Here is a 21,851-nt window from a genome sequence, read left to right as displayed (position 1 = left end):
CCGGGTTTTCCTGGGGTCAGACCCCAGTGCATTTTGTGGTGCAAAACGACATGGGGTCTGACCCCAATGAGACCCGATTAGCTCAAAGCCATCAGAGAAACCGGCAGCCTGACCCAACGCGAGCCTCGTAGTATGATAGAAGTGGTGAAGCGTGGCAGAGGATTCAAACTCCAATCAGGTAACATCGGCAATGAGTGAGCCAACCGAAAATAAAACAGCATCAGCGCGGCCGCCCGCAAAAAAGGGCTTCAGTGGCTTGCATGTCTTTGGTATTGTCCTGCTTACCATCGTTGCCACCATCGGCATTGGTTACTGGTGGCTAAGCCATTATGTGTTTCCAGAGAACTTCCAACCCGTAACCCTGAATGCCAGTGAACAGGATTCACTCAACAACAAGCTGACTACTCTGGGTATTGATACCCGAAGTGGCGAATCTGGCGGCCCCTTGCAGCCGGAGCCCTACAGTGAGGAAGGCGCCAGCCGGGAGGTGAGCTTCAGCGAGCGGGAACTCAACGGTATGCTGGCCAATAACACCGATCTGGCTCAGAGACTTGCCGTCGATCTTTCGGATGATCTCCTGAGCGCCCTGCTTCTCGTGCCTCTTGAAGAGGGTTTGCCCGTACTTGGCGGAAGAACCTTACGAGTAAATGCCGGAGTAGAACTCTCCTTTGCCAACGGTCGTCCCCTGGTCAAGTTAAAAGGTGTGAGCCTGATGGGCGTCCCCATCCCGAATGCCTGGCTGGGCAACCTCAAGAATGTGGACCTGGTCAACGAGTTCGGTGCCAACCCGGGATTCTGGCAATCCTTTGCAGCCGGTGTAGATTATATCCAGGTCGAAGATGGGCGGTTACTCGTCCGGCTCAAGGAATAGCCCAAGGCACTGATCAAATCCGTCGCTTCCGAGTTAGGTAATACCTTTCGACTGCAGCCACTGGCTGATCTGCGCCTGGTTCATCGCCCCGCTCTGGCGGGCCACTTCCCGGCCATTCTGGAACAGGATCATGGTCGGTATGCTGCGAATGCCAAATTGCCCGGCCGGCCCGGGAGATTGTTCGGTGTTCAGCTTGGCAAAACGCACCTTACCCCGCCAGGCTTTCGCCGCCTGCTCGAACTGAGGCGCCATTGCTTTGCAGGGGCCGCACCAACTGGCCCAAAAATCCACCAGCACCGGCACATCACTGCGTCCTGTATGGGCACCAAAGCTCTGATCCCCCAGCTCCAGAACCTGATCCGGCCAGAGCGGCTGTTTACAGGCACCGCAATTGCCGCCGGATGACAGCTTATCGGCGGGCACACGGTTCACTTTGTGGCAATGAGGGCATACAAGGTGTTGGATGTCGGTCATGATCACTCTCCCTCTGACTGTTTACTGATTTGAACAATCAGGGCAGATTATAAGAAATCAAGCATTGGGGTCTGGCCCCAAGGAGATCAAGACACTCTACGACAGAAGATTCCGCAAACACTCTATGCCCTTGTGGCAGCAGAGCCCTCTACGCGAAATGTTGCCAACCTTTGCATCAGGGCGAGCCCGCCTTATCGCCGGAAACCCTGATGCGTTCGCGGTATGCCGCATTTGTGCTAAATCTGCCGGAATACATTCTGACGACCTGGCACCCCAGAACCCGGCCAGGGTCACTTAGCCTGGAAAACTCCCCTGACTGGGTTTCACTCCAGATATTGAATAGCACTGAAAACGGCGAACAGGGCACGGTTCACTTCCGGGCCAACTATCGCCTTGCCCAGAGCTTCGGATTTCTGGAAGAGCGTTCAACTTTTCTCAAGGAGAACGGCCACTGGTATTACCTGCAAGGTGAAACCAGCGAAGGCCAATTCAAACCCGGCCGTAATGAACCCTGTCCCTGTGGCAGTGGAAGGAAATACAAGGCTTGCTGCCATAAGTAGAGCGAGATCTTCAGGATGCAGATGGAGCGGGTGAAGGGAATCGAACCCTCGTCGTAAGCTTGGGAAGCTTCTGCTCTGCCATTGAGCTACACCCGCATCCTGTGCCCCAATATAGGTCTGCAGTCGCACGCTGACAAGCATCCGCTCGGAAACTAAATCTATCCCGGTTTTCCGACTGACAGCGCATAGTCGATCGCCGCACACACGGCGGCAACCTGCGCGGCATTGCATTGCTCGGGGGTCACTCGGTCGCTGTCCGGATATACCTCGGTGGTGGTCCGGTAGCGGGCGTTGGTCATGCTGGTGCAAAGGCCAAGCTGCGCCAGCGGATACTGAATAACGCCCCAAGCGGCCGCCGGTGAGCCGAGGATTTCGCCGTTGTCATCCGCCGGCGCGATATGGGTGATCTTTTCCACTGCCTTGATTACCGCCTGCTGGAATTCAGGGTGCGGACTCTCGGTGTCATCCACCAGGTAGAAGCCGTCCGGAATGTCACCCGGCTCAAACGGTTTGCCATCGCGGGCCGCAAGCGCTGGGCGGAACTCGGTTTCGTCGGTATCGGTCGTCTCGTGCAGGTCGATGTGCAGCAGTATTGGCTCGTCTATCGAAGCGACCAGTTGCATGAGCGCCGCTGACTCCCAGGCCTGGCCGTCATCACGAAATGAGCGGTTGGGATCAATCGCGTTCGCGTTCCAGCGATGGATGCGTTCGTAAGCCCAGGGGCTGACGCAAGGCGCGACCAGCAGGTTTACACGACCAGCGTAATCCAGTGCATGTTGTTCAACGAACTGCAGCGCACCATGGACACCGCTGGTTTCATAGCCATGCACTCCGCCCGTTATCAGCACCATCGGCCGATCTGCACGCCAGTTGCGGCTGCGGATCGCCATCAGCGGATAAACCTCCGGGCCGTATTCCAGACGGCCATACTCTTGCACGTCGAAGCGCGAACGCAGACGCCCAACCACGCTCAGTACATCAGATTCGTAACTGCGTTGACGGGTCTGCCGTGACAGCCACTGGGCACGTTCCGCGTCGCCCCAGGGAGTGCCGGGCGTACCGATTGGATAGGCCGCTGAAGCGGTGCTCATATCGATTGTCTCCTTCACTAAGTCACTCGCGCGCATCTCACGCCTGCGCATAGGCATGATATCGATCCTGGGAAAATAGATCTGTCCCGGTGTTCCATGTCGCGGTTTTCCACGTCACTAAATCACTTCTCGAAGCCAAGATTATCATATATGATAACAAAAAGACGAAGGAGCGCCCATGGATTGGGAAATAGAATTCTACGGGAAAGTAGACGAGGAACTGACCAAGCTGCCGCCAAAGATTCAGGCCCGAATGATTCGGCTGATGGAATTGATGGAGAAACATGGGGCGAACCTTGGGGAGCCACACACAAAGTCACTGGGTAACGAGCTTTTCGAGATCCGCGCAAAAGCCAAGGAAGGCATAGGTAGAGGCATCTTCTGCTACATGCAGGGCAAGCGAATTATCATCCTGCATGTCTTTGTAAAGAAGGATCAGAAAATACCGAAGAAAGACCTGGAGCTCACCAACGAGCGATTGAAGGAGGTCAAAAAATCATGAATTTCAAACAGTTTAAGAAAAAGGCACTGGAAAATCCCGAGGTCCGCCGGGAATACAATTCACTTCAAGACGAATTCAGCTTGATCGACCAGCTGATTACGATGAGAACCAAAGCTGGCCTCACCCAGGAAGACGTTGCGAAGAAACTCGGAACCAACAAAAGCAACATATCCAGGCTTGAGCGTGGCCGAAGCAATCCAAGCTGGGGAACACTCAGCAAATACGCCGCAGCCTGCGGTTTTCGGGTGAAGCTGGAAGCAGTTGAAAACGACCGAACTTCGGCATGATTTGTGAACCAACCTCACTCCAAACTATGCTAAACACCCTACCCCAATGTGGCCGCGTTGAACAATATGATGGGGAAAACCGGGCACGATCACCCTGGCCTGTCTTGGCATAAGCATTGGCGGGCCTTCCCGTACGGCAGGCTCTTCGAGCACGTGGTAAATTTTACCGTTTTTGCAGCTGTTTCAGGAATAGCACGATGGCCGGTGGCGCATGGGCCACGCCAAAAGCGGCTAAAAAGGCCACGAGACCGCCGCCTTCTTCAGCGCGCATGTAGACGTCTGATACAACCCAGGCAAAGCTGGCCGCCACCACGGCCAGCACTATGTGGCCAAGCCAGCGCTGATAAAGAGACGTTACCTGGCGATATAGCTGCCAGTGGGCGTACCCCGCCGTCGCGAGGGTTGCCAGGACCAAAACTAGCGTCAAAACAAGGCGCAAGTGCTTCTCCTTAACAAGGTTTTATTGGGCCACAATGAAGCGGTAGCAGCCGGCGCCGAGAAAATAAATCTGTCCCGGTTTTCCCGCCGGGCGTGCCGTTGCTGACCAGGGCATCGATCAGAACTCGTACGCGGGGAGGCAGCATGCGGGCGCTGGGGTAAACCACACTGATGGGCAGGGCTGATGGCCTGAAGATTTCTAGCACTTCTTTCAAACGACCGTCAGCAACGGCATCGACCGCCATGTAATCCGGCACCTGTATCAGGCCGAGGCCGGCAATCGCTGCATCTATCAACGCTTCACCATCCCCGAGACGAAACCGGGATCGAGGATCAGTCCTCAGCTTCACCCCATCCACTGTAAATTCCCATGGCCGGTCTCGGCCGGAGGTAGGCACACGAAAAAGCAGGCACTCATGATGTTCCAGCGCATATGGGCTTTCCGGCAGACCCTTGCGCATAAAATAGTCAGGGCTCCCACAAACCACGAGCTGCTGCTGATCAAAGCGCCTCGCGACCAGTCCCGAATCACTCAGCTCACCGATGCGTATGACGGCATCCAGACCATCGAGAATGATATCCGAGTAGCGATCCGACAGTCGCGCATCAATACTCAGCTTTGGATGCCGAGTCTGCAGCGCGGCAAGTACGGGCAGGACCATTCGTTTTCCGTAACTCAAGGGCATATCGATGCGCAGAGTACCTTCCGGTTCACCACGAACTCCCGCAGCCATGGCCTCCAGTGATTCCACCTCGGCAAGAATGCGCTGACAGTGGGCGAACAGGTTCTGGCCATCAGGCGTGAGACTGACCTGGCGGGTGGTTCGGTAGAACAGTTTGACGCCCAGCCCCTCTTCCAGACGAGCGATGCTTTTCGCGACGGTCGAGGCGGACTGACCCAACTCTCTTGCAGCCCTGGCAAAGCCCGCGTGCTGGGCGGCGGTAACAAACGTCAGTATCTGCTGGAGATTATTCATAGGGATTGAGGAATAATTTTCCTCAATCTTATGACTGCTGCGGTACTTCTGCCAGCTAATTTTCTGGATGAAACTGGTCCCGCACGTCACCACTCATCAAAGGAGATTCTCCATGTACGTCATCAAGCATACCGACGCCCCCATCACCTCCATGTCAGGCATCCGGCATACCACGCTGGCCGGCTCCGGGCAGGGACTGCGCCAACTGTCAGTGTGGCAGCAGTCCGTCCAGCCCGGCGGCGCCACACCACCGCACCGTCACGACTGCGAGGAAGTGGTGCTATGCACGGGAGGTCAAGGTGAGCTCAGAATCGATAATCGGGAGACCCATGGCTTTGGTCCCGGTTCTACGGTCATCATTCCCCGGAATGTTTTGCACCAGATTGCCAGTGTCGGGACTGAGGATCTTCAGTTCGTAGCAATATTCAGTACGACTCCGGTAGAAGCCTATTTTCCTGATGGGGGCTTTATCGAGTTACCCTGGGCTTCCTGAATCTCTTTTCAGGCCCGGTAGATCCAGAACTGAAGAAAGAACGAGAAACCCAAGCCTCGGCAGGCGCTTTCCCCCTTTCGGACGCGTCAGCCGAGCACGTTTTGATCTGTCCCGGTTTTCCGCAGATTCAATCGGTTTGCGTTCCGGGGATGCTGTTCAGAAGCTCGGCATTTGTGGGGTACTTCTCAAGCAGCTCAACCAGCTTTCTCGTGCCCTCTAACGGTTTGAGACCGCTAAGCGCCCGGCGCAACGCTCTTATTTTGTCGAAATATTTCGGATCTAACAGCAGCTCTTCACGGCGTGTACTGCTTTTCGAAATGTCCAGCGCGGGGAAGATTCGCTGATTCGCAACGTCTCTTGATAAAACCAGCTCCATGTTCCCCGTGCCCTTGAATTCCTCAAATATCACCTGGTCCATCCGGCTGCCGGTATCAACCAGAACGGTTGCCAAAATGGTAAGCGAGCCGCCATTCTCAATGTTTCGTGCAGCGCCAAACAACCTCCGCGGGATCTCCATCGCTCGCGCATCAACCCCGCCAGACATCGTACGACCGCTGCTCTTTCGCTCCGCATTATGCACACGCGAAAGCCTGGTGAGAGAATCAATCACAATCATGACGTTGTGACCCTCGCCAGCTTGTTGGCGGGCGAGATCAAGAAGTTCATCGGCAACGCGAACGTGATGAGCATAGCTCTCATCCGAAGAAGAAGCGTGTACCTCAGCCGGGACGCTACGCCTGAAATCAGTGACCTCTTCCGGTCGCTCATCGATCAATAACGCGTAAAGTTTAATCTCGGGATACGCCTTTCCCACCGCCTGACAAATATCTTTTAAAATCGTCGATTTTCCAGACCCCGGCGGTGCAACTATCAAACCCCGCTGCCCCATTCCAATCGGCGTGATCAAATCCATCGCACGCACCGTGAGTTTTTCTGAACCTGACTCCAAACGAATCCCCGGCGCTGGATTAATAACCACACCGTTTAAAAAACGTTTTTGTGGATCAGCCTCACTCTCAACCCCAACCATAGCTTCCGCTTCGTCAGCCACTGGTTGGGCGTCTTTAATTGGCTTCCGGGTTAAACCTAATGTCTTTCTCGTCATGTCTGTTTGATAGCTCTTGTTTGATAGATATTTTTCGAAACGGGCTGATAACGCCACAAAACAGACCCGAAAGATGATTTACGAGGGCTAGTGTCCCGTCTACGCAATTAAATCCGAAAACACCCTGGCAAACGCCCGAAAATCGCCGAGATGCTTAGTGCAGATGGCGTACACAATCTCAGTGTGAGGCAATATCAACGCACATCTGTACGGCACGGGTGAGGTTCAGCGAGACAATATCCTGCGCATCCAGATCAACCAGTAGAGCATCCAGGTCTTCGGGCAGTCGGGACTCTACCCGCTGAATGCAGCGCCTGAGGGATTCCAGTTTCTGTGCTACGAGTTGCTCATCCATGCGTTGCGCCGGCCTTCGAGTATGCGTTTCTGATAAGGAACAAAATCTTCATTTTCCATAATATTGCGATAGATCAGGTCGCCCCATTGGTAACGCGTGCCGATCACCTGTAAGCCAGTGCTGACAATCTGGTCCAGTAACGGCTGGCCGGCTGTGCGTAAGTCCACCAGATCAACCGGGCGGTTGAAGGCCAGAGCAATGGCTTCTGTGATCGCAATGCGTTCATCCACGCTGAGTTCTTTGTCCGCCTGGACGGCGACATCAATGTCACTGTCTGGCCGGGCTGCTCCACGGGCCATGGAGCCGAAAAGAGCGGCAAGGCGGATGTGCGGGAAACCGGCGAGTAGCTCGCTGATTTTCTCGATATCAGGATGTTTGATTGCATCAGGTGCCATGGTGCTCGCCTATGTGATTCACTTTTTGAGTGTATCAGAAAGCATTAAGGCAGGTGGCAGTTGCGAACATCTGCCCATCGCAGGCCTGATCGTCAGAATGTCGAAATGGCTTAACGCGCCGGCCGCCCAAAAACCTGGGTCCACGAAGGGGAGTGCTGGGAGCCTGGCGCCTCGACCCTCGCCGCGCCCATTTCGGTGAATTTCGGACTCATGATATTAGCGCAGTGACCCGGGCTCGAGAGCCAACCAGCCACGACGTCATCAACGGAGTTCTGACCCCCTGCGATATTTTCGCCAACCGCCGACCAGTTGTAACCTCTGCTTCGTACCCGCTCGCCCATCTGGACACCGTCAGGGCTGGTATGGCTAAAGTATTCCTGCTCTACCATATCCTCCGAATGGGCCAGGGCAGCATCCTCGAGTTTGCAGTTCCACGAAAGCGGTTCGGCTGCGTCGAAGTTCTCGTTGCCACATTGCCTGGGCTGGCTGCGAGCTTCGTTGACGCGATCCAGAAAAGACCTATCAGTTTCGTCCATCTCGCAATCGCCAGCCACAAGCAAACCGGAAAATCCGAGAAAACCCAACAGGGCAAAGGCATTTGGTTTGGTCTGTCTGACCATTAGCTCCTCCCTTGCGCGAGCACCACGGCCGCGCCGCATCGCACTCTGTTCAGATTACCAGATAAGCGGCTGTAACGACCTCGACGAATCAAAACCCAACTGCTGCCGAAAGCTCATCGCATCGGGCGAAACCATCAGCCAGCCCAGGGCTCCCAGGTTCGCAAGCACCGCCAGCCAGAAAACAAACTGATAGCTGCCCTTCCGCGTTTTATGCCGGAACACCTGCTGGGCCATCAGCGCACCGGGCCAGCCGCAGCACAGTTCGAAAAAGTGAAGGGTATTCTCCGCAGTGCGCTGTCCGCCGCTCTGTGCAGACTGTTTGTCCATTCCGTACATAAAGAACAACACCAGGCTGACGCTTCCGTAGGCAGCCAGAACAGAAACCGGCAGATAACGCTGATAGAAAAGCCCCACCAGAACTGCGAAAAAGCCCAACACAAAAACACCGGCCAACCAGGTTCCGGGCGCGACACTGGCCCCAACCTTCGCAGCACCCACATACTGAAAACGCCCTGCCCTTAAACGCCCCTGGCCATCTCTGGTAATAACGAACTTTACCTTGCGACCAGAAACCGGCCTGCCCCGGCCCGCATAAACACTGATATGCGCAAAAACCCGCTCGCCACCACCCTCGGGGGTGATGAAGCCGAAACCCTTATCGTCGTTCCAGGCGGTGAGTAATCCTGTCTGGTTCAATGCACCTCTCCCTTCAGCACCTTATACCTGGCACAGGCCTTATCCCGGTCTCGCAACAATCTCGGATCTTGGTTACCAAGGGCGGCAGCGATCAAAGAGTTGCATTCCTGCATCGCCAAATAGAGTTTGGAAGGTGATTGATCAATGCGCTGAATTCGAGTCGCCACATTCGTCTGTTTTCCCTCTTCCCTGGAGCTCACTTTGATCTGCACGTCAGGCTCGCCAGATGCAGGCGACTGGCTTCTCTCGACCCGTTGTTCCGGCATATTCTTTGTGGCTAACGCCGTCGCCTTCGACGCGAAGTTCGAATAAGCATGTGAAATAATTAAACTGAATGCGACCAGCATTGCCGGTAAAACCAAGATCTTGAGAAGCCCTCTACGCGCCCGACGAGGCTTAACGCCATCGCGTTCAGATACCAACTCTCTGACATGCCTCACATGGGCCCGATCAGTCGAAAATGATTCCTTCAGACGACCAGATGCCATCTTTTCCAGCGCTTCTTTTACCTGCTCCGGGCTCAGCACCCTTCCCTGCTTCGACTTGATATAGCGAACATAGCCCAGCCCCCTGGTCACGTTGTCGGGCATAGATGTCTTGAAGGTACTGTCGCCGACGAACACCACCACCGAATGCATCTGGTGATCACCAAACCCGAGCAAGGCCTGCAGCGTTTTTACATGCTTGTAGTTCTGATGTAGCGGATTCTGAAACTTGTGGTTGGATCGAAAAATCTTCTGGGTCCAAAAACGCTGGTGCGGGCTACCGAAAATCCAGCCTTTCATATTCTTGGTTTCCACAACGAAAACGCCAAACTCTGAAATCAGAACATGGTCAATCTGCGTGGTGCCGTCTTCTGTAGGGAGGGTGACGTTATTAATCAGATGATAACGGGATTTTTCGAGCAGCCGCCGCGCAGAAACGTTGACGAGAAATTCCCCTGCCTTGCCCTTGAACCAGGGTGTCCTCACCAAAGCCACGATGATGAACGGGAGAATCAAGTACCAGAATTCAGAAAGTGCTCCCTGGAAGGTGGAGCCAAGATCTATCATGAGAACATCCTTGTTTTAATTTTCTTAATCAGTCGGATGCGAACGATAAATCAGTCTTACAATTTACACCTTATGAGTTTTGTAACTCTGCAACGGTTTTCAAGCAGCCTCATGAGAACCATTATTTCCGTTCGACTCCAGCGTCCATGTCATCCCTAATGCGCGCCCCGCTTTGACAAGCGTTGTGATGGTTACACCAGTGTCCTTCTCATCAAGAAGACGGTTAACCACGGTCCGGCTCGTGTGCATTTTCTGGGCAAGTTGAGACTTGTTTACGCCGGTCTGCCCCATTGCCTGCTCAATCTGCCAGACAATGACCCGCTTCAACGCCTCAGCTTCTACTTGCTCAAGAGTACCGTCAGATTCAAGCAGATCATCGAGAGAGCTGCCAACGTGTTTATAAGGTGTCATTTTCTTGCTCCCATTCAGACAAGATTCTTCTTTCGATCTCTCGCCTTTGCCAACTCATGATCCGGTGTTTTCTGAGTCTTCTTAATAAAGCCATTCAGCAAAACCATGTCGCCGCGAAACATCGTGAAAATGATTCGCGCAATCCGACTGTCTGATAGGTCACTACGAACCTCCCACAAGTCCGAATTGGCTTTCCCAGAGAAGCCTCTTACGAGGGGCATTCCAAGCGGCCACCCGTATTCAACCGTTTTCAAGTCAGTCCCAATCACTGAACGATCATTTTTATCCAGCTTCAACAACCACTCTTTGACCGGCTCTCGCCCATTGGTGGTTCTGTAAAACACGACGTTAACCGTTTTCCTTGTCATACGATTCCTTCCTTGACAAACAAAGCGTACCTAAATAGGTTCATTAAGCCAAATGAATAATGAGTCTGAAAAACGATTGAAGACGGGTACTGGACCAGACCGACGGTGCCCGAGACCCACCCTCAAACCCTTGAAGTCCAAAGACTCTCGACTAGGATACTAAGCAAAGCATCTTAATCAGGATCATTACATTGCGCGCAGTACCCTTTCTCATCGACGCGAATTCAAACGCTCGACCACTTTTTCGGCTCGCTTTCAATGAAGGTTTCTCCGAGCAGTGGCTACAAGAACAACTTTTTAAAACCCCCAACAGCCTGCCTTTCGGCGAAATCAATCCGGGGTACAGAGATGTCGTGCCTCTATGCATGGAAATGGGAACAGGCGCTGGACCAATAGATATCGTTTACGTAACGCCACAAGGAAAAGTGGTCATCGTGGAAACCAAGCTCTGGAGAAACCCCGAAGCTCGGAGAAAAGTTATTGGCCAGATTCTCGACTACGCAAAAGAGTTACAAACCTGGAGCTATTCGGACCTGCAACGCGAGGTCACTCGCAGAACCGGGGAAAAAGGAAATATACCTTACGAGTTGGTCAAACGACGCTTCCCCAACACGGAGGAAAGCGAATTCGTTGACGGCGTTAGCAACTCGTTAGCACAAGGTGATTTCATGCTTGTGATCGCGGGCGACGGGATCCGCAGCGACACCCAGGCGATGGTTCAATATTTAGACCTTACCGCCAACATGAAATTTACACTGGCAATGATTGAAACTGCGGTATATCAAACCGAGGACAAGGACTTGACGTTCATCCAGCCTCGTACACTATTCCAGACGAAAGAAATCCAGCGAACGGTTTATATCTCCGACTTTGCGGAGCCCACGAGCCAGCGAGAACAGATTCAAGAAGAAGTAAACCCCCTTTTCGAGCAGTACCATGAGTTTTGGAAGGACTTCATAAAGGACCTAAGACTCGATGACCCAGAACAACCAGTGGCAAACCCGCTTGCCAGAGGTAACGTGTTCTTTTCATTGCCGCCCTCCTCAACTACAGCTTGGATAACTCTCTATTTCTTAAAAGCTTCTTCTGAAATCGGCTGTTTTCTGCGACTGTCGAGTTCTGAAGAAGGTGTCTCGCTATACCATGCATTGAAAGAGGACGCTGAGGCTATTGGTAATGAGCTACCGTATGCAATCGAGTGGGACGACAAGAATTGCCGTGTTATTACACACAAACGAATACACGGTGAATGGCCTCCGGTAAGAGATCAGAACACAAAAACCTATTTCTCGGGAGCTGTGAACGCTTTCGTGAATACATTCAGGCCACGTTTGGAACGGTTAAGTGATAGCCCCGACTGAACACAGGAATTTTTGGTTCTCTAAGCTGAATGTTACTCAAAAACAGATCTGTTCAAGTTTCGAAAACTTGCCGACAAACAGCCGTCTCTGTATCTTCAGATTCGTTGCCCAGGAAGGGCCCTGTTTACAAGGAACGAAACAATGGAATCTGACCAACGCGAACACGTCTCTGCAGTCATCAATTATTTCTGGGGCGAAGAGACAACCTCGCCGGAATCCGTTAACCAAGGTATGGCTGCCATCGCCTACGAGGCACTCGAAGAAGCGCAGAGCTGCTCAGCAGCGATGGATTTCGTCCCTCGCCCCATCTCTGGCCGCCCGGGCGGCAAGTACATCATCAAGCAAGTCGCGAAGATTGGAAAGCAGATTGCCTCTGGCGACACTCAGATTTACGAAACCTGCCGGCAGCGCGTCGCAGTAAACTTTCGCAACAAAATGGAATTGGCAAAACAAGGATTGTGATATGAAAAGAACCACCCTACTAGTCGCTTTGGCTTTCGCTTCTCTCTCGGCCTGCGCTCAAACTAACCAATACATCACCGCCGCCTATGCTGGTATGAAATTCCAGGTGCCCAGGTCTCCGGTTATCGTTGGGTCATTGGGTGTGAACAACGACATTTTGCTGATCAAATATTCCGACATCATCGGCAAGCGATATATAAGTTTTGGTACCGAAAACACTCTTGAAACCGGAGGCTGCGGATGGTCGAACTTTTTCGAAGCAACACTATCAGAGAAAGACAACCACAGTTGTGCCCAGGCCAGCGTGGCGTCTTTCAAAAACGTGTTCGTGAAGGGTGCGGACGCGGGCGCCTGGAAAATCGAGGGTCAAGCCTATTATTACTTTCTGTCTGATTCAAATTCCTCGTTTGTATTCTTTCAGTCCGGCAACGGTAACTTAATCAAGCTGGAATCTGACTTTCTCGATTCTGATGGCTTTCGAAGAATGCTCGGAGATATTTAGATAGGGGAAAACTGGGCTAAAAGCAGGATATAGGGACAGGAAATCAGTCTGTCCCGGCTTTCCTCTCACTGACGCCCACCCAGCCCGTCCGCGCAAGACCACCTGATTCTCAATATGGACCACAACAGACAAATACACGTCACTCTCGGTAGGATGTCCCAATGCCAACTTATACTGTCACGGTCGCGAATTTTGCTCTGTCGCCGCAGCAGAAATCTCAGATGGCGGAGGCCATAACAACGGCCCATAACACGCAATCCGGCGCGCCCCGTTTTTTTGCCCAGGTTTTGTTTTTTTCTACCCATCAGGGCGACCACTTTGTAGGGGGCAGCGTGAACAAGGCGCCACAGGTGTATGTGCACGGCTTGGTACGGCAAGGCCGCAGTAACGATATTAAGCAGGCGCTGATGAACCAGATGCTTGAGGAGATAGTCCGGATTGCGGGCATAACGGCCGAGGACGTCTGGATCTATCTGCAGGACATTCCAGAAACTCAGATGATCGAGTTTGGCCGGTTTCTGCCAGCGCCGGGAGATGAAGCTGAGTGGGAGCGGGAAATGACTCCAGAAAAGCGGTCCAGGCTGCCCAATTAACCGGACGCTGGCACTGGAGGCCAAGATGCAGGCTTGCCTAGGAACCCAAATAATAGATCTGTTCCCCGTTTCCCACAAGAGGTCCCCATGGACATGCAGGTTTACCCTACAGGCCTCATCAGACTTGAAGTTAGGCTACGTCCACACCCAGTCATTCGCAGGTAATCCATCTGATGATTGAAGGCGGGATCAACGAATCCGGTGGCCAGCTATTCGTGGCAGAACAGCCGGCGAACACCGGTTTTTCTCGGTGGAGCTGTTCTGCCTCTGTGTGCAGGCGCTTGCCCATGGCTGAACCAACCCCACTTCAAACCTTGCTAGACACTCTCCCCCAATGCGGCCGAGTGGAATGGATTCCCGAGATTTTCCGGCGCAACATCGTCGTCTCTGGCCTCAATCTACTTGCGCTGAACGCTACTTATCTCACAGAGCGTGCGGAGCAAACCATCAGAAAGAAACGGGATACCTGATTTCGACAACACCATGGAAGGTAGTTCTTACAGACAGCGCAATCCGAGAGCTTGAGGAGTCCGGGAATCGCGCTCCGCTTTTGAAAAACAGGGCAGACATGACCCTTTTATGTTAGACACCTCGCCGTTGCCCGATACACAGCAGTGCAGTAGGCTCCAAGCCTGAAGGCAACCTCAATGCATCCTTCACCCTTGCACCATCGAACCCTGCCACCAGAACACAACCGACTCCGAGAGCAGTACTCTGGAGATGGACATTTTGTGCTAAAGCGCCGGTTTCCATATATACGTAGCGAGCACCGCGCTCTCCCTGGGGCGGCTGACGTTCAAAGTGCCGAACCACGTCTCCGAGTTTCGCTGTAACTCCGATGACGATAGCCGCCTCTTTCAACCATGGCTGATCACCAATACCGAGCCCGTACATGGTTTTTCCCGAAATACGGTCACCCACAAGCTTCAGCGAATGGCTGTCAGCCATATACTCATAAGTGCCAGGCTCAAGTCCTGATACATGCTGCACCACGAGTTGTAGATGCAACGGATGCAATCCACCCGCCGATGGAGTTGCTCTTTTTTGGTCTGGACCCGTTATTCCCTGGGCCGACCAAAGCAATTGGGACAAGACACCTATAGGTAGCGGTGTCTTTGCGTACTCCCTTACGCTGCGCCGAGCCTCAATACAACCAACCAATGACTCAGAGCCTCGCAATTCCGGTGCAGGTAGCTCGAAGACCACGTATTTACTCCCCTTTGAAGCACCCCCGATGCACTGAGCATAGGACAGCCATGCCTGTTCCGGTTTACGATGGCGCCGCCACTATGCCTCCCGAAACGCCTGATACCGGCCTTCAAGAGCAATCTTATCAGGCCTGAAATCGGCTCGCCGAGGAATGATGATCTTTTGCCCGTGCATCTGCTGCAGACCAAACCGAAGCATTGGGCCGTCTATCTCTTCAAGAATATCCTTGCGAATTTCAACGACATAATCCGGCCGAATTCCGAGAATATTCTGGTCAAATGCCGCGTGGTGAAGCTTGCATAGCGAAACACCATTTTTAACGATGGGCTCACCATCCGGCGATGAGTCTGGCGTGATGTGAGCTGCCTCCAACAGTGATGTATGCCGAAGTCGACATAGTGCACATTGGTCTCGGTACGCTGCCAGAACTCGTTCGCGAAACAACCGCTGATGTAAACGTACCTTCACCGCTGCCGTAACATACCGGCGACGGGAATCAGCACTATCATCGTAAGCTCCAAGAGCCACCTGATCCGACAACGCGGCACGATCATCAATCGCAATGATAACTGCCAAGCATTTAGGATCGTCGCCGACGACAAATGCTGGCCAAGTTGCAACATATCGCCCAGGAACGATTCCGTGAAAATACACCAAGGGCTTGCGATTCATCATCAAAGCTCTGAGGCCAACGTTGTCCCGATGGGAAGGATCCGTCCCACGGTACCGATAACGAACCAGGTTGTCCTCCGTAAACGAGTCATCATAGGGGCTGTTTGGCGCCGTCGTTATCGAAATCGGAAGATCAAGAATTTTCGGTTTGAAGATTCCTTGAGGCCCGAGCAGGGGCACCCGATGGCCGTGAAAGTTGACGCCCTGTCTCAAGGGTTCGATTGGGAGTACATCACCGTAGCGGTCCGCGAGCTCACCCAGGAATTCGAAAACCTGTGTTCGGACAAGGTGATCGTAATCGGACGAATTCAAAGTGTCGGTCTCCCGTTAATGCCAAGCAGGTGTCCAACGAGGTTGAGCAACGCCCTTCTCGGCCCTATCTAGCAGCAGGCGGTTTCGCCCAAAATACCTACACAGTCATGCCTAAAACAGCTTCCTTTGGTTATTCTCGATGTCCGCTTTCTCAACAAACGTAAACTCGTAACTTTCCTCCCCAACTTCAACAGCAAACCTGTAAAACGATTCCGGCCTTTGATCAAACACCGTCATTTCGGACTGGAATCGTCCTATAAAAGTCTGACCGGGGAAAACGGTGGTTTTCTGGATATATCCTTCCAGGGAATTAAGGTCCTGCTGCAGGTCGGATCTGATATTCGCGATACCTGACTGAGCACCACTTTGAATCTGGGCCTGAGCGGCAGCACTGGCTGCCGGATCTCGAGAATATGTGGTTGAAGTGCCGGAGTAATTCACAGCTCCGCCAGGCCCATAAGCGGTACCCGATCTATAAGACGATGTCGTGGTCGGTTGGGAGGCATTCAGGCTTTGTGCCAGAGCGCCCAGAGCTACAGCAGTACGGCGCGACTGCGCCTGACCAATATACTGCTGCTCCAACTCATTGTATGATTTCAACGCAACCTGGCGATCATCCTGATGCAAAGTTATGTCGTTAATGCCCACCGTCACAGGGTCTTCAGACCTGTTTTCAACATACAAAATTGCATTAACAGTTTCCCAGGGCTGCTTACCGTCGCGCACCGCAAGCTCAACAAGGTAATCAGAACCTTCTCGATGGCCTTGAACTATCCAACCGCTGGAGTAATAGGACTGAAAACCGGCTTGCTCAACAGCGACAAATTCCGTGTGAATGCTTTGACTCGCGCAGCCAGTTAGCAAAGCGGTACAGAAAATAGCGCCCAAGTTCTTTTTCATGACCATCCTCATAGTCGAGACTCCCCTCTCACCAGACTAGGACATGTATTCTAAAGGTGCATGCACGATTACAACCGAATACGCGCAAAGAAAGACCCAAAGCCCTCATACCTCCTTCGGCGTTTTTCAAGATTTCACAAACAAGTTTCCGAATCCACGGCGCTCCCGAAAATCACTGCTAGAATTCATTAGGAAACTACATCTAATAAAAAAGCATGGAGCGCCCTGATGCCTCGCCCAGACTTCCTCACCGGCGGAGAACCCGCCCGCCTGATTCCGATTGCGGCAGACAGCGCAAGAGAACAGAAATCCGTCTCCGTCATCCTCGCGGGCATGCGTTCCGTGCTTGAGTTGCGCCAGTCCATGCTGAAATCCCTGGGCGTTCGTGTTGGCACCAGCGCGACCCTGGAAACATGGACAGAAGTGGTCTTCGTGAACGAGGACAAAAAAGCGATCAAACACAAAGACCGGCCGGATGGCCTGCTGATTCTTCGCACCGGCCGGCGTGAATGGCGGGCGCTGATAGAGGCCAAGGTCAACAACGACACCATCGGTGAAGAACAGGTGTCGCGCTATCTGCAACAGGCCAAAACCCACAAACTCGATGCCGTGATCACCATCACCAACCAGTTCGCAGCGCTGCCGACTCACCACCCGGTAAAGCTCCCGAAAAACGCCACCAAATCCGTTGCGCTCTTCCACTGGTCGTGGTCCTTCATCCGCACCCAGTGCCAGCTACTGCTCAAGAACGACGGCGTGGAAGACGAGGACCAGGTATTCATCCTCAGTGAAATACTGCGCTACCTTGAAAGCGACCGCTCCGGCATCAGCCATTTCGACCAGATGAACGCCGAATGGAAAGACGTCGTCAACAAAGTGAAGAGCAACGCCACGCTGGCCAAAACCAGTGATGAGGTACAGAACACCGTCGCCGCCTGGCACCAGGAGCAACGAGACCTCTGCCTGATCATGTCCCGGCTGACCGGCAGCGACGTATCCCTGAAACTGAAAAACGACCACCGCCTGGACCCTGCCAAACGCCTGAAGGACGACGCCGACGCATTCTCCAAAACACCGGCGCTGAACTGCGCACTCCACATCATCAACGCAGCGGCGGACCTGGAAGTAACCGCAGACCTCCAGCGGCGAATGATCTACTGCTCAATGCGCCTGACGGCCCCGAAGGACAAACAAAGCACCAAGGCCAGGGTGAACTGGCTCTTGCGACAACTGAAGAAGACAGAACCCGCCGGATTCTTCATCCGTGCCACCAGGCCCGGTAAAGCAGAAACAACCTACCAGGCACTGAAAGACTTGCGGGATTCGCCGGAGTTGCTGGAATCGGACACTTCCAACACTGCCGCCACGACGCTGGAAGTGGTTTACGAGGTAGATCTTGCCGGGAAATTCAGTGGGCGGAAGGTGTTTGTTGAGGAGTTGGAGAAAGCGGTGCCGCATTTTTATCAGGAGGCTGGGCAGTTGTTGAAGGCTTGGACGCCGCCCCCGCCAAAAATTCAGAAGTCAGATAAAGACACTAAATATCAAGAGAGAAAGCTTATCGAAGACGAACTTACGAGCAGCTAGTGGAAGTCATTCTCCTAAAGCTCAATCTGTGATTCCTAAATTTTCCAGACTGATAATCAGAGGATAGAGATGAAGGCAAACCAACTGTTAGCGGAAGGGAACGAACTTCAGCATAAAGTTCGAACTGTATCCGATCTAATAAGGCACATAAAAACTCGAGAAGCAGACAGCGAAACCGCAAATTATAACCTATTTTTCGGTGCAGGGTGTTCTGCCACTTCAGGAGTGAGAACAGCCGGGGCATTAATTGAGGAATGGGTCTTTGATTTATACGAGCGCTTCAACCTCCACAAACCAACGTCAATTGAAGAAGCAAAGCAATACTTCGAAGATAACCATGCAAGCTGGTACAACAAGGATGATGCGTACTCATCACTGTTCGAAAAAACATATGAATTCCCAAGCCAAAGAAGGCGCTTTGTGGAGAGAGAGGTGGAGAACTCCTTACCATCAATCGGCTATGCTTATCTAACATCCCTTGTAAGCAACCGATATTTTAATACAATCTTCACATCTAATTTCGACGACCTTATTAACGAAGCTTTTTATCAATTTTCTAATAACCGGCCATTGGTTTGCGCGCACGATTCCTCCATAAAAACAATATCCATTACATCAAAACGCCCTAAAATAATTAAAGTGCATGGCGATTATTTATTCGACGACATAAAAAGCACGCTACGTGAAACCGAATCTCTAGAGCAAAACACAAAAGAAAAATTAATTGAGTTTTGTAAGGAGTTTGGCCTTATTGTTGTTGGATATGCTGGAAATGATCGCTCTGTGATGGATGTTCTAGACTTCCTCACTAAGCAGGAAAACTATTTGAAAAATGGTGTATACTGGTGCTTAAGAAAAGATGACGATATCAATCACTCTCTCCACAACTTGTTTTGGAAAGAAAAGGTTTATCCTATAATAGTTGACGGGTTTGACGAGCTTTTCGCGGAAATACATACAAAGCTCATACCAAAAGGATTAGACTTCGAGTCAAACCTAAAGGATTCAAAACTTCAACAAATAAAGAAAAAGATACTTGAAGATACAAGCTCGGTCAGCAAAAACCCGTTTATTGAAGAAGACATAAAAGCCATAAAAGAAGCAAGCAGCAAACAAGAGATATCGGATTTTCTAAGCAACCTTAATAACAGCGGAGAGTCGGATGGACTTTCCCTTACAGAACTTCGAAACCTACTCGAGATTGAAGATCTTTTAAAAAAAGATGAGTACGATAAAGCATACAAACTCGCGGAAGACTTTTACTATCAGGCAACTGAATCAAGGGATAAGTCACGATATATCTCGATGCTTATCTCGATATCAGATAACAAGGGAGATTCAAGAAACTGCATTGCATGGTGTGATAGGCTTGTTGAGCTCGACCCTAACAACACATCATATATAATTAAAAAATCACAACATCTGAATGACCTATCCACGAGATATTTTTATTTATACGATAAATTAAAAAAATACGACTACAAATTCAAACTGCATAATGCAGTGGCTCGCTCTGGCTTTGAACTTATCCGCAACAACCCATTGTCAACCGAATTATCGGAGGAAACTCTTATAGAAATTCTTGACAATAGCTTAAAACTCAACCCTTCTTTATCCAACCCCGCATGGTTTATTAAGTTCGAAGTACTAGTTAAAATGAAGAAAAATCTTCGCTCCGAAAAAGCAAGCGATGATAGATACAATAATATAAAAAAAAGCATTGCTGCCCATACTGCGTCAGCAAAGATCATAAACTCGAAGAGCTTGGTCTCCCTAAAACTGGAATTACGTACAGCCCGTGACTCCGACGATGAAAATATCATACTTCAAATTATAGACAGACTATATGAACTATATGAAGAATCTGATACAGCAAATAAGGTTTCTATAAACGAGTGCTTAAACGAGGCTTTTGCAAACTACAAGGAAATAATAAAATCGCCAACTAAAGACAGTTTATTTTCAGATTTTTATGAGAAGCACCTGCAAGATAAGGAAATTCGAGATAATGCTGAGCTGTTGATAAGTAAAGGGATGCACTTCATCTCTAGAGGTGATCAGAAATCAAAATCTGAATCGTATTTTATCTCTGCACTCGAATGCTCTAACATTGTAACAAACATACGCGAGGCAATTGCTCTCAATAACTGCCATGAATTTCGTTATTCGGACAAAATAAGTCGGATAATCGAAAAAAACAGGTCAAAGATGTTCGACACTCACTATTTTGACTATAAATATGAAATAGCCTCAAGCAATGGTGATTTTTCTCATGCGATGGAGTACTTAGAGAAAGCGTATGATTCTGGCTTATCAATGGAAAGATACTACTCGAACCTTTCGTATCTACTTGTATTATCATCTGATTACAAAAAGCTTCTAGATATCGGCGAAACCCATAAAGAAAAAATCACTTTCTGCGACAACGAGACATTTACAATTAACTATCAGTATGCTGCTAAGATGCTGAAAAGTGAGAAATATAAGCCTGTGATTCTGAGAAATATCGTCGCGAACACCAAGGAACAGACGGTGATCCTTGCAGCATTTGCTGTTTTAGGACAGGAAAATGATTTAAAAAGGATTCTTTCCGAGCAAATCCAACTTGACTTCGCCAATTACTATACTTTTAAGCGCTGGCCCATAATTCCTAGCGCTCTTCTCGATTCAGTCGCTGCAACCAAAGCGGCATAGTTATAAAGTGAGACTCCCAGCTCTCAAGCGTTCACATTGGGGGCTCGGAAGCTGATAGCTGCTTAACCAAATCCTGTCGACTTTAACTACTAGGGATTACCTCAGCAATAAACTTGCAGGATTTTGCTTTTTCGAGGGGTAGCCAAAGAAAAAACCACCCGCTTCACCACCGGGTGTTTTTATGATTACAGAAATTTAGCACTTAAGATGGCTGCTAAATATAATCCAGCAACCGCCAGTAAACCTCCAATACCGCGAGTGAACCGGCTGTCCGCTTTCATCTCACACTCCCCAGCCCACGCCCAACAAAGGTCATTACCAATGTAGCGATGGATAATCCAACCACGCAAGCAGCGAGCGTCGCACCAGCCGACATTTCAGCCCCGGACGCAAACCATGAAGCACCATACATGAAACACTATAAACGTCCCAACCAGTGAACTGCCCACGGCGGTAGGCAGCTCGTCCATGGTCGCAATCAGAATACCCTCCAGCAGCACGGAGAAGGCAATACAGGCTTCCACGCCCGGCAGGCTCAGCCACCTTGGGCAAAGACTGCGCCGAGGATCATGCCGCCAATCACGAACAGGGGTTTGCTCTTTTTAAGTGTGGCTGACTGCCGCATGCTCCAGAATCGGATAGCGGTCATGGCCAACAGGCAGTCCAGACCCCGCTTGGGATGCACAAGGCCGCCAGTGAAGCCGGCTCCAGCGTCATGGCCGGTGTTTGAGGCGGCTGGGGCGGCAAAAATAAGGCGGGTGGCCATCAGTAGTCGGGTGAATGTGTTCATGGTCTTTTCTTACTTGTCTTAGGGGGTTTCGGTAATTTGGTTCGGGCCTCTTTCGGGTAGCATGCTTCGCTCAAAAT

The 21,851-nt window shown here is 51.3% G+C and carries 29 protein-coding genes and 1 tRNA gene; 12 read left to right on the top strand and 18 right to left on the bottom strand.

Annotation, left to right across the window (positions count from 1 at the left end; all coding sequences use genetic code 11):
- The first annotated feature begins 190 nt into the window (after positions 1–190).
- Positions 191–871 (top strand): arginine N-succinyltransferase, encoded by a 681-nt coding sequence (locus M8010_RS06630; RefSeq protein ID WP_250089780.1) that lies wholly within the window; start codon positions 191–193, stop codon positions 869–871.
- 33 nt (positions 872–904) lie between these two features.
- Here the strand turns inward: M8010_RS06630 and trxC are convergent, their stop codons facing one another.
- Positions 905–1,345 (bottom strand): thioredoxin TrxC, encoded by a 441-nt coding sequence (trxC, locus tag M8010_RS06625; RefSeq protein ID WP_250089778.1) that lies wholly within the window; start codon positions 1,343–1,345, stop codon positions 905–907.
- Between the two features lie 56 nt (positions 1,346–1,401).
- Between trxC and M8010_RS06615 the strand changes: the two genes are divergently transcribed.
- Positions 1,402–1,905 (top strand): YchJ family protein, encoded by a 504-nt coding sequence (locus M8010_RS06615; RefSeq protein ID WP_349666097.1) that lies wholly within the window; start codon positions 1,402–1,404, stop codon positions 1,903–1,905.
- A gap of 22 nt (positions 1,906–1,927) precedes the next feature.
- Here M8010_RS06615 and M8010_RS06610 read toward each other — a convergent pair.
- Positions 1,928–2,001 (bottom strand) — tRNA-Gly (locus M8010_RS06610).
- Positions 2,002–2,063: 62 nt separating this feature from the next.
- Complete coding sequence (locus M8010_RS06605; RefSeq protein WP_250089775.1) at positions 2,064–2,996, bottom strand: M14 family metallopeptidase; 933 nt, start codon at positions 2,994–2,996, stop codon at positions 2,064–2,066.
- 178 nt (positions 2,997–3,174) lie between these two features.
- On the opposite strand from M8010_RS06605, the gene M8010_RS06600 reads away from it, so the two are divergent.
- Together M8010_RS06600 and M8010_RS06595 are read left to right on the top strand one after the other, a co-directional pair.
- Entirely contained in the window at positions 3,175–3,498 is a 324-nt protein-coding gene (locus tag M8010_RS06600) for a type II toxin-antitoxin system RelE/ParE family toxin (RefSeq protein ID WP_250089773.1), read from the top strand.
- Positions 3,495–3,785 (top strand): helix-turn-helix domain-containing protein, encoded by a 291-nt coding sequence (locus M8010_RS06595; RefSeq protein WP_250089772.1) that lies wholly within the window; start codon positions 3,495–3,497, stop codon positions 3,783–3,785. Before M8010_RS06600 ends, M8010_RS06595 begins: the two co-directional genes overlap by 4 nt.
- 163 nt (positions 3,786–3,948) lie before the next feature.
- Here M8010_RS06595 and M8010_RS06590 read toward each other — a convergent pair whose 3' ends face one another.
- Positions 3,949–4,224, bottom strand: coding sequence for a hypothetical protein (locus M8010_RS06590; protein WP_250089770.1), 276 nt, complete (start codon positions 4,222–4,224; stop codon positions 3,949–3,951).
- 10 nt (positions 4,225–4,234) lie between these two features.
- Positions 4,235–5,200 carry a LysR family transcriptional regulator gene (locus M8010_RS06585; RefSeq protein WP_250089769.1) on the bottom strand — a complete coding sequence of 322 codons (966 nt, stop codon included), beginning with the start codon at positions 5,198–5,200 and terminating at the stop codon, positions 4,235–4,237.
- Between the two features lie 112 nt (positions 5,201–5,312).
- Between M8010_RS06585 and M8010_RS06580 the strand changes: the two genes are divergently transcribed.
- Positions 5,313–5,693: a cupin domain-containing protein gene (locus M8010_RS06580; protein WP_250089767.1), complete on the top strand. Its 381-nt coding sequence runs from the start codon at positions 5,313–5,315 to the stop codon at positions 5,691–5,693.
- Positions 5,694–5,820: 127 nt separating this feature from the next.
- On the opposite strand, the gene rho is transcribed toward M8010_RS06580, so the two are convergent.
- The 8 genes from rho to M8010_RS06540 all read right to left on the bottom strand — a co-directional run bounded on the left by rho (position 5,821) and on the right by M8010_RS06540 (position 10,695).
- Positions 5,821–6,855, bottom strand: coding sequence for a transcription termination factor Rho (rho, locus tag M8010_RS06575; RefSeq protein WP_250089766.1), 1,035 nt, complete (start codon positions 6,853–6,855; stop codon positions 5,821–5,823).
- A gap of 121 nt (positions 6,856–6,976) precedes the next feature.
- Positions 6,977–7,153 carry a hypothetical protein gene (locus M8010_RS06570; RefSeq protein WP_250089765.1) on the bottom strand — a complete coding sequence of 59 codons (177 nt, stop codon included), beginning with the start codon at positions 7,151–7,153 and terminating at the stop codon, positions 6,977–6,979.
- Positions 7,135–7,548: a type VII toxin-antitoxin system MntA family adenylyltransferase antitoxin gene (gene mntA / locus M8010_RS06565; RefSeq protein ID WP_250089764.1), complete on the bottom strand. Its 414-nt coding sequence runs from the start codon at positions 7,546–7,548 to the stop codon at positions 7,135–7,137. Before mntA ends, M8010_RS06570 begins: the two co-directional genes overlap by 19 nt.
- A gap of 110 nt (positions 7,549–7,658) precedes the next feature.
- Positions 7,659–8,168 carry a CAP domain-containing protein gene (locus tag M8010_RS06560; RefSeq protein WP_250089763.1) on the bottom strand — a complete coding sequence of 170 codons (510 nt, stop codon included), beginning with the start codon at positions 8,166–8,168 and terminating at the stop codon, positions 7,659–7,661.
- Between the two features lie 54 nt (positions 8,169–8,222).
- Complete coding sequence (locus tag M8010_RS06555; RefSeq protein ID WP_250089762.1) at positions 8,223–8,864, bottom strand: DUF1294 domain-containing protein; 642 nt, start codon at positions 8,862–8,864, stop codon at positions 8,223–8,225.
- Complete coding sequence (locus M8010_RS06550; protein WP_250089761.1) at positions 8,861–9,916, bottom strand: nuclease-related domain-containing protein; 1,056 nt, start codon at positions 9,914–9,916, stop codon at positions 8,861–8,863. The genes M8010_RS06555 and M8010_RS06550 overlap by 4 nt, the downstream gene beginning before the upstream one ends.
- A 99-nt stretch (positions 9,917–10,015) precedes the next feature.
- On the bottom strand, positions 10,016–10,327 hold the full coding sequence (locus M8010_RS06545; RefSeq protein ID WP_250089760.1) for a helix-turn-helix domain-containing protein: 312 nt from the start codon (positions 10,325–10,327) through the stop codon (positions 10,016–10,018).
- Between the two features lie 14 nt (positions 10,328–10,341).
- Entirely contained in the window at positions 10,342–10,695 is a 354-nt protein-coding gene (locus M8010_RS06540) for a type II toxin-antitoxin system RelE/ParE family toxin (protein ID WP_250089759.1), read from the bottom strand.
- Between the two features lie 191 nt (positions 10,696–10,886).
- Here M8010_RS06540 and M8010_RS06535 point away from each other — a divergent pair, with 191 nt between their 5' ends.
- From M8010_RS06535 to M8010_RS06515, 5 genes are all read left to right on the top strand, one after another.
- Positions 10,887–12,056 (top strand): PDDEXK family nuclease, encoded by a 1,170-nt coding sequence (locus M8010_RS06535; RefSeq protein WP_250089757.1) that lies wholly within the window; start codon positions 10,887–10,889, stop codon positions 12,054–12,056.
- A gap of 141 nt (positions 12,057–12,197) precedes the next feature.
- Positions 12,198–12,518 (top strand): hypothetical protein, encoded by a 321-nt coding sequence (locus tag M8010_RS06530; protein WP_250089755.1) that lies wholly within the window; start codon positions 12,198–12,200, stop codon positions 12,516–12,518.
- A gap of 1 nt (position 12,519) precedes the next feature.
- Positions 12,520–13,020, top strand: coding sequence for a hypothetical protein (locus tag M8010_RS06525; RefSeq protein WP_250089754.1), 501 nt, complete (start codon positions 12,520–12,522; stop codon positions 13,018–13,020).
- Between the two features lie 161 nt (positions 13,021–13,181).
- Positions 13,182–13,613 carry a tautomerase family protein gene (locus M8010_RS06520; RefSeq protein WP_250089753.1) on the top strand — a complete coding sequence of 144 codons (432 nt, stop codon included), beginning with the start codon at positions 13,182–13,184 and terminating at the stop codon, positions 13,611–13,613.
- Between the two features lie 287 nt (positions 13,614–13,900).
- Positions 13,901–14,083: a hypothetical protein gene (locus M8010_RS06515; RefSeq protein ID WP_250089752.1), complete on the top strand. Its 183-nt coding sequence runs from the start codon at positions 13,901–13,903 to the stop codon at positions 14,081–14,083.
- Between the two features lie 112 nt (positions 14,084–14,195).
- On the opposite strand, the gene M8010_RS06510 is transcribed toward M8010_RS06515, so the two are convergent.
- The 3 genes from M8010_RS06510 to M8010_RS06500 form a co-directional block, all read right to left on the bottom strand.
- Positions 14,196–14,819: a SagB/ThcOx family dehydrogenase gene (locus M8010_RS06510; RefSeq protein ID WP_250089751.1), complete on the bottom strand. Its 624-nt coding sequence runs from the start codon at positions 14,817–14,819 to the stop codon at positions 14,196–14,198.
- Positions 14,820–14,900: 81 nt separating this feature from the next.
- Complete coding sequence (locus M8010_RS06505; RefSeq protein WP_250089750.1) at positions 14,901–15,497, bottom strand: HNH endonuclease; 597 nt, start codon at positions 15,495–15,497, stop codon at positions 14,901–14,903.
- Positions 15,498–15,917: 420 nt separating this feature from the next.
- Positions 15,918–16,706, bottom strand: a complete 789-nt coding sequence (locus M8010_RS06500) for a hypothetical protein (protein WP_250089749.1) — start codon at positions 16,704–16,706, stop codon at positions 15,918–15,920.
- Positions 16,707–16,934: 228 nt separating this feature from the next.
- Here M8010_RS06500 and M8010_RS06495 point away from each other — a divergent pair, with 228 nt between their 5' ends.
- Positions 16,935–18,290, top strand: coding sequence for a hypothetical protein (locus M8010_RS06495; protein ID WP_250089748.1), 1,356 nt, complete (start codon positions 16,935–16,937; stop codon positions 18,288–18,290).
- A gap of 69 nt (positions 18,291–18,359) precedes the next feature.
- Positions 18,360–20,984, top strand: coding sequence for an SIR2 family protein (locus tag M8010_RS06490; protein ID WP_250089747.1), 2,625 nt, complete (start codon positions 18,360–18,362; stop codon positions 20,982–20,984).
- A 377-nt stretch (positions 20,985–21,361) separates the two neighbouring features.
- On the opposite strand, the gene M8010_RS19950 is transcribed toward M8010_RS06490, so the two are convergent.
- Both M8010_RS19950 and M8010_RS19945 read right to left on the bottom strand, forming a co-directional pair.
- Positions 21,362–21,484: a hypothetical protein gene (locus tag M8010_RS19950; RefSeq protein ID WP_349666096.1), complete on the bottom strand. Its 123-nt coding sequence runs from the start codon at positions 21,482–21,484 to the stop codon at positions 21,362–21,364.
- Between the two features lie 35 nt (positions 21,485–21,519).
- Positions 21,520–21,774, bottom strand: coding sequence for a HupE/UreJ family protein (locus tag M8010_RS19945; protein WP_284047945.1), 255 nt, complete (start codon positions 21,772–21,774; stop codon positions 21,520–21,522).
- Positions 21,775–21,851 lie beyond the last annotated feature (77 nt).

This window comes from Marinobacter sp. ATCH36 (genome assembly GCF_023555055.1).
Taxonomy (GTDB): domain Bacteria; phylum Pseudomonadota; class Gammaproteobacteria; order Pseudomonadales; family Oleiphilaceae; genus Marinobacter.
This window is presented reverse-complemented; position numbering and strand designations above follow the sequence as displayed.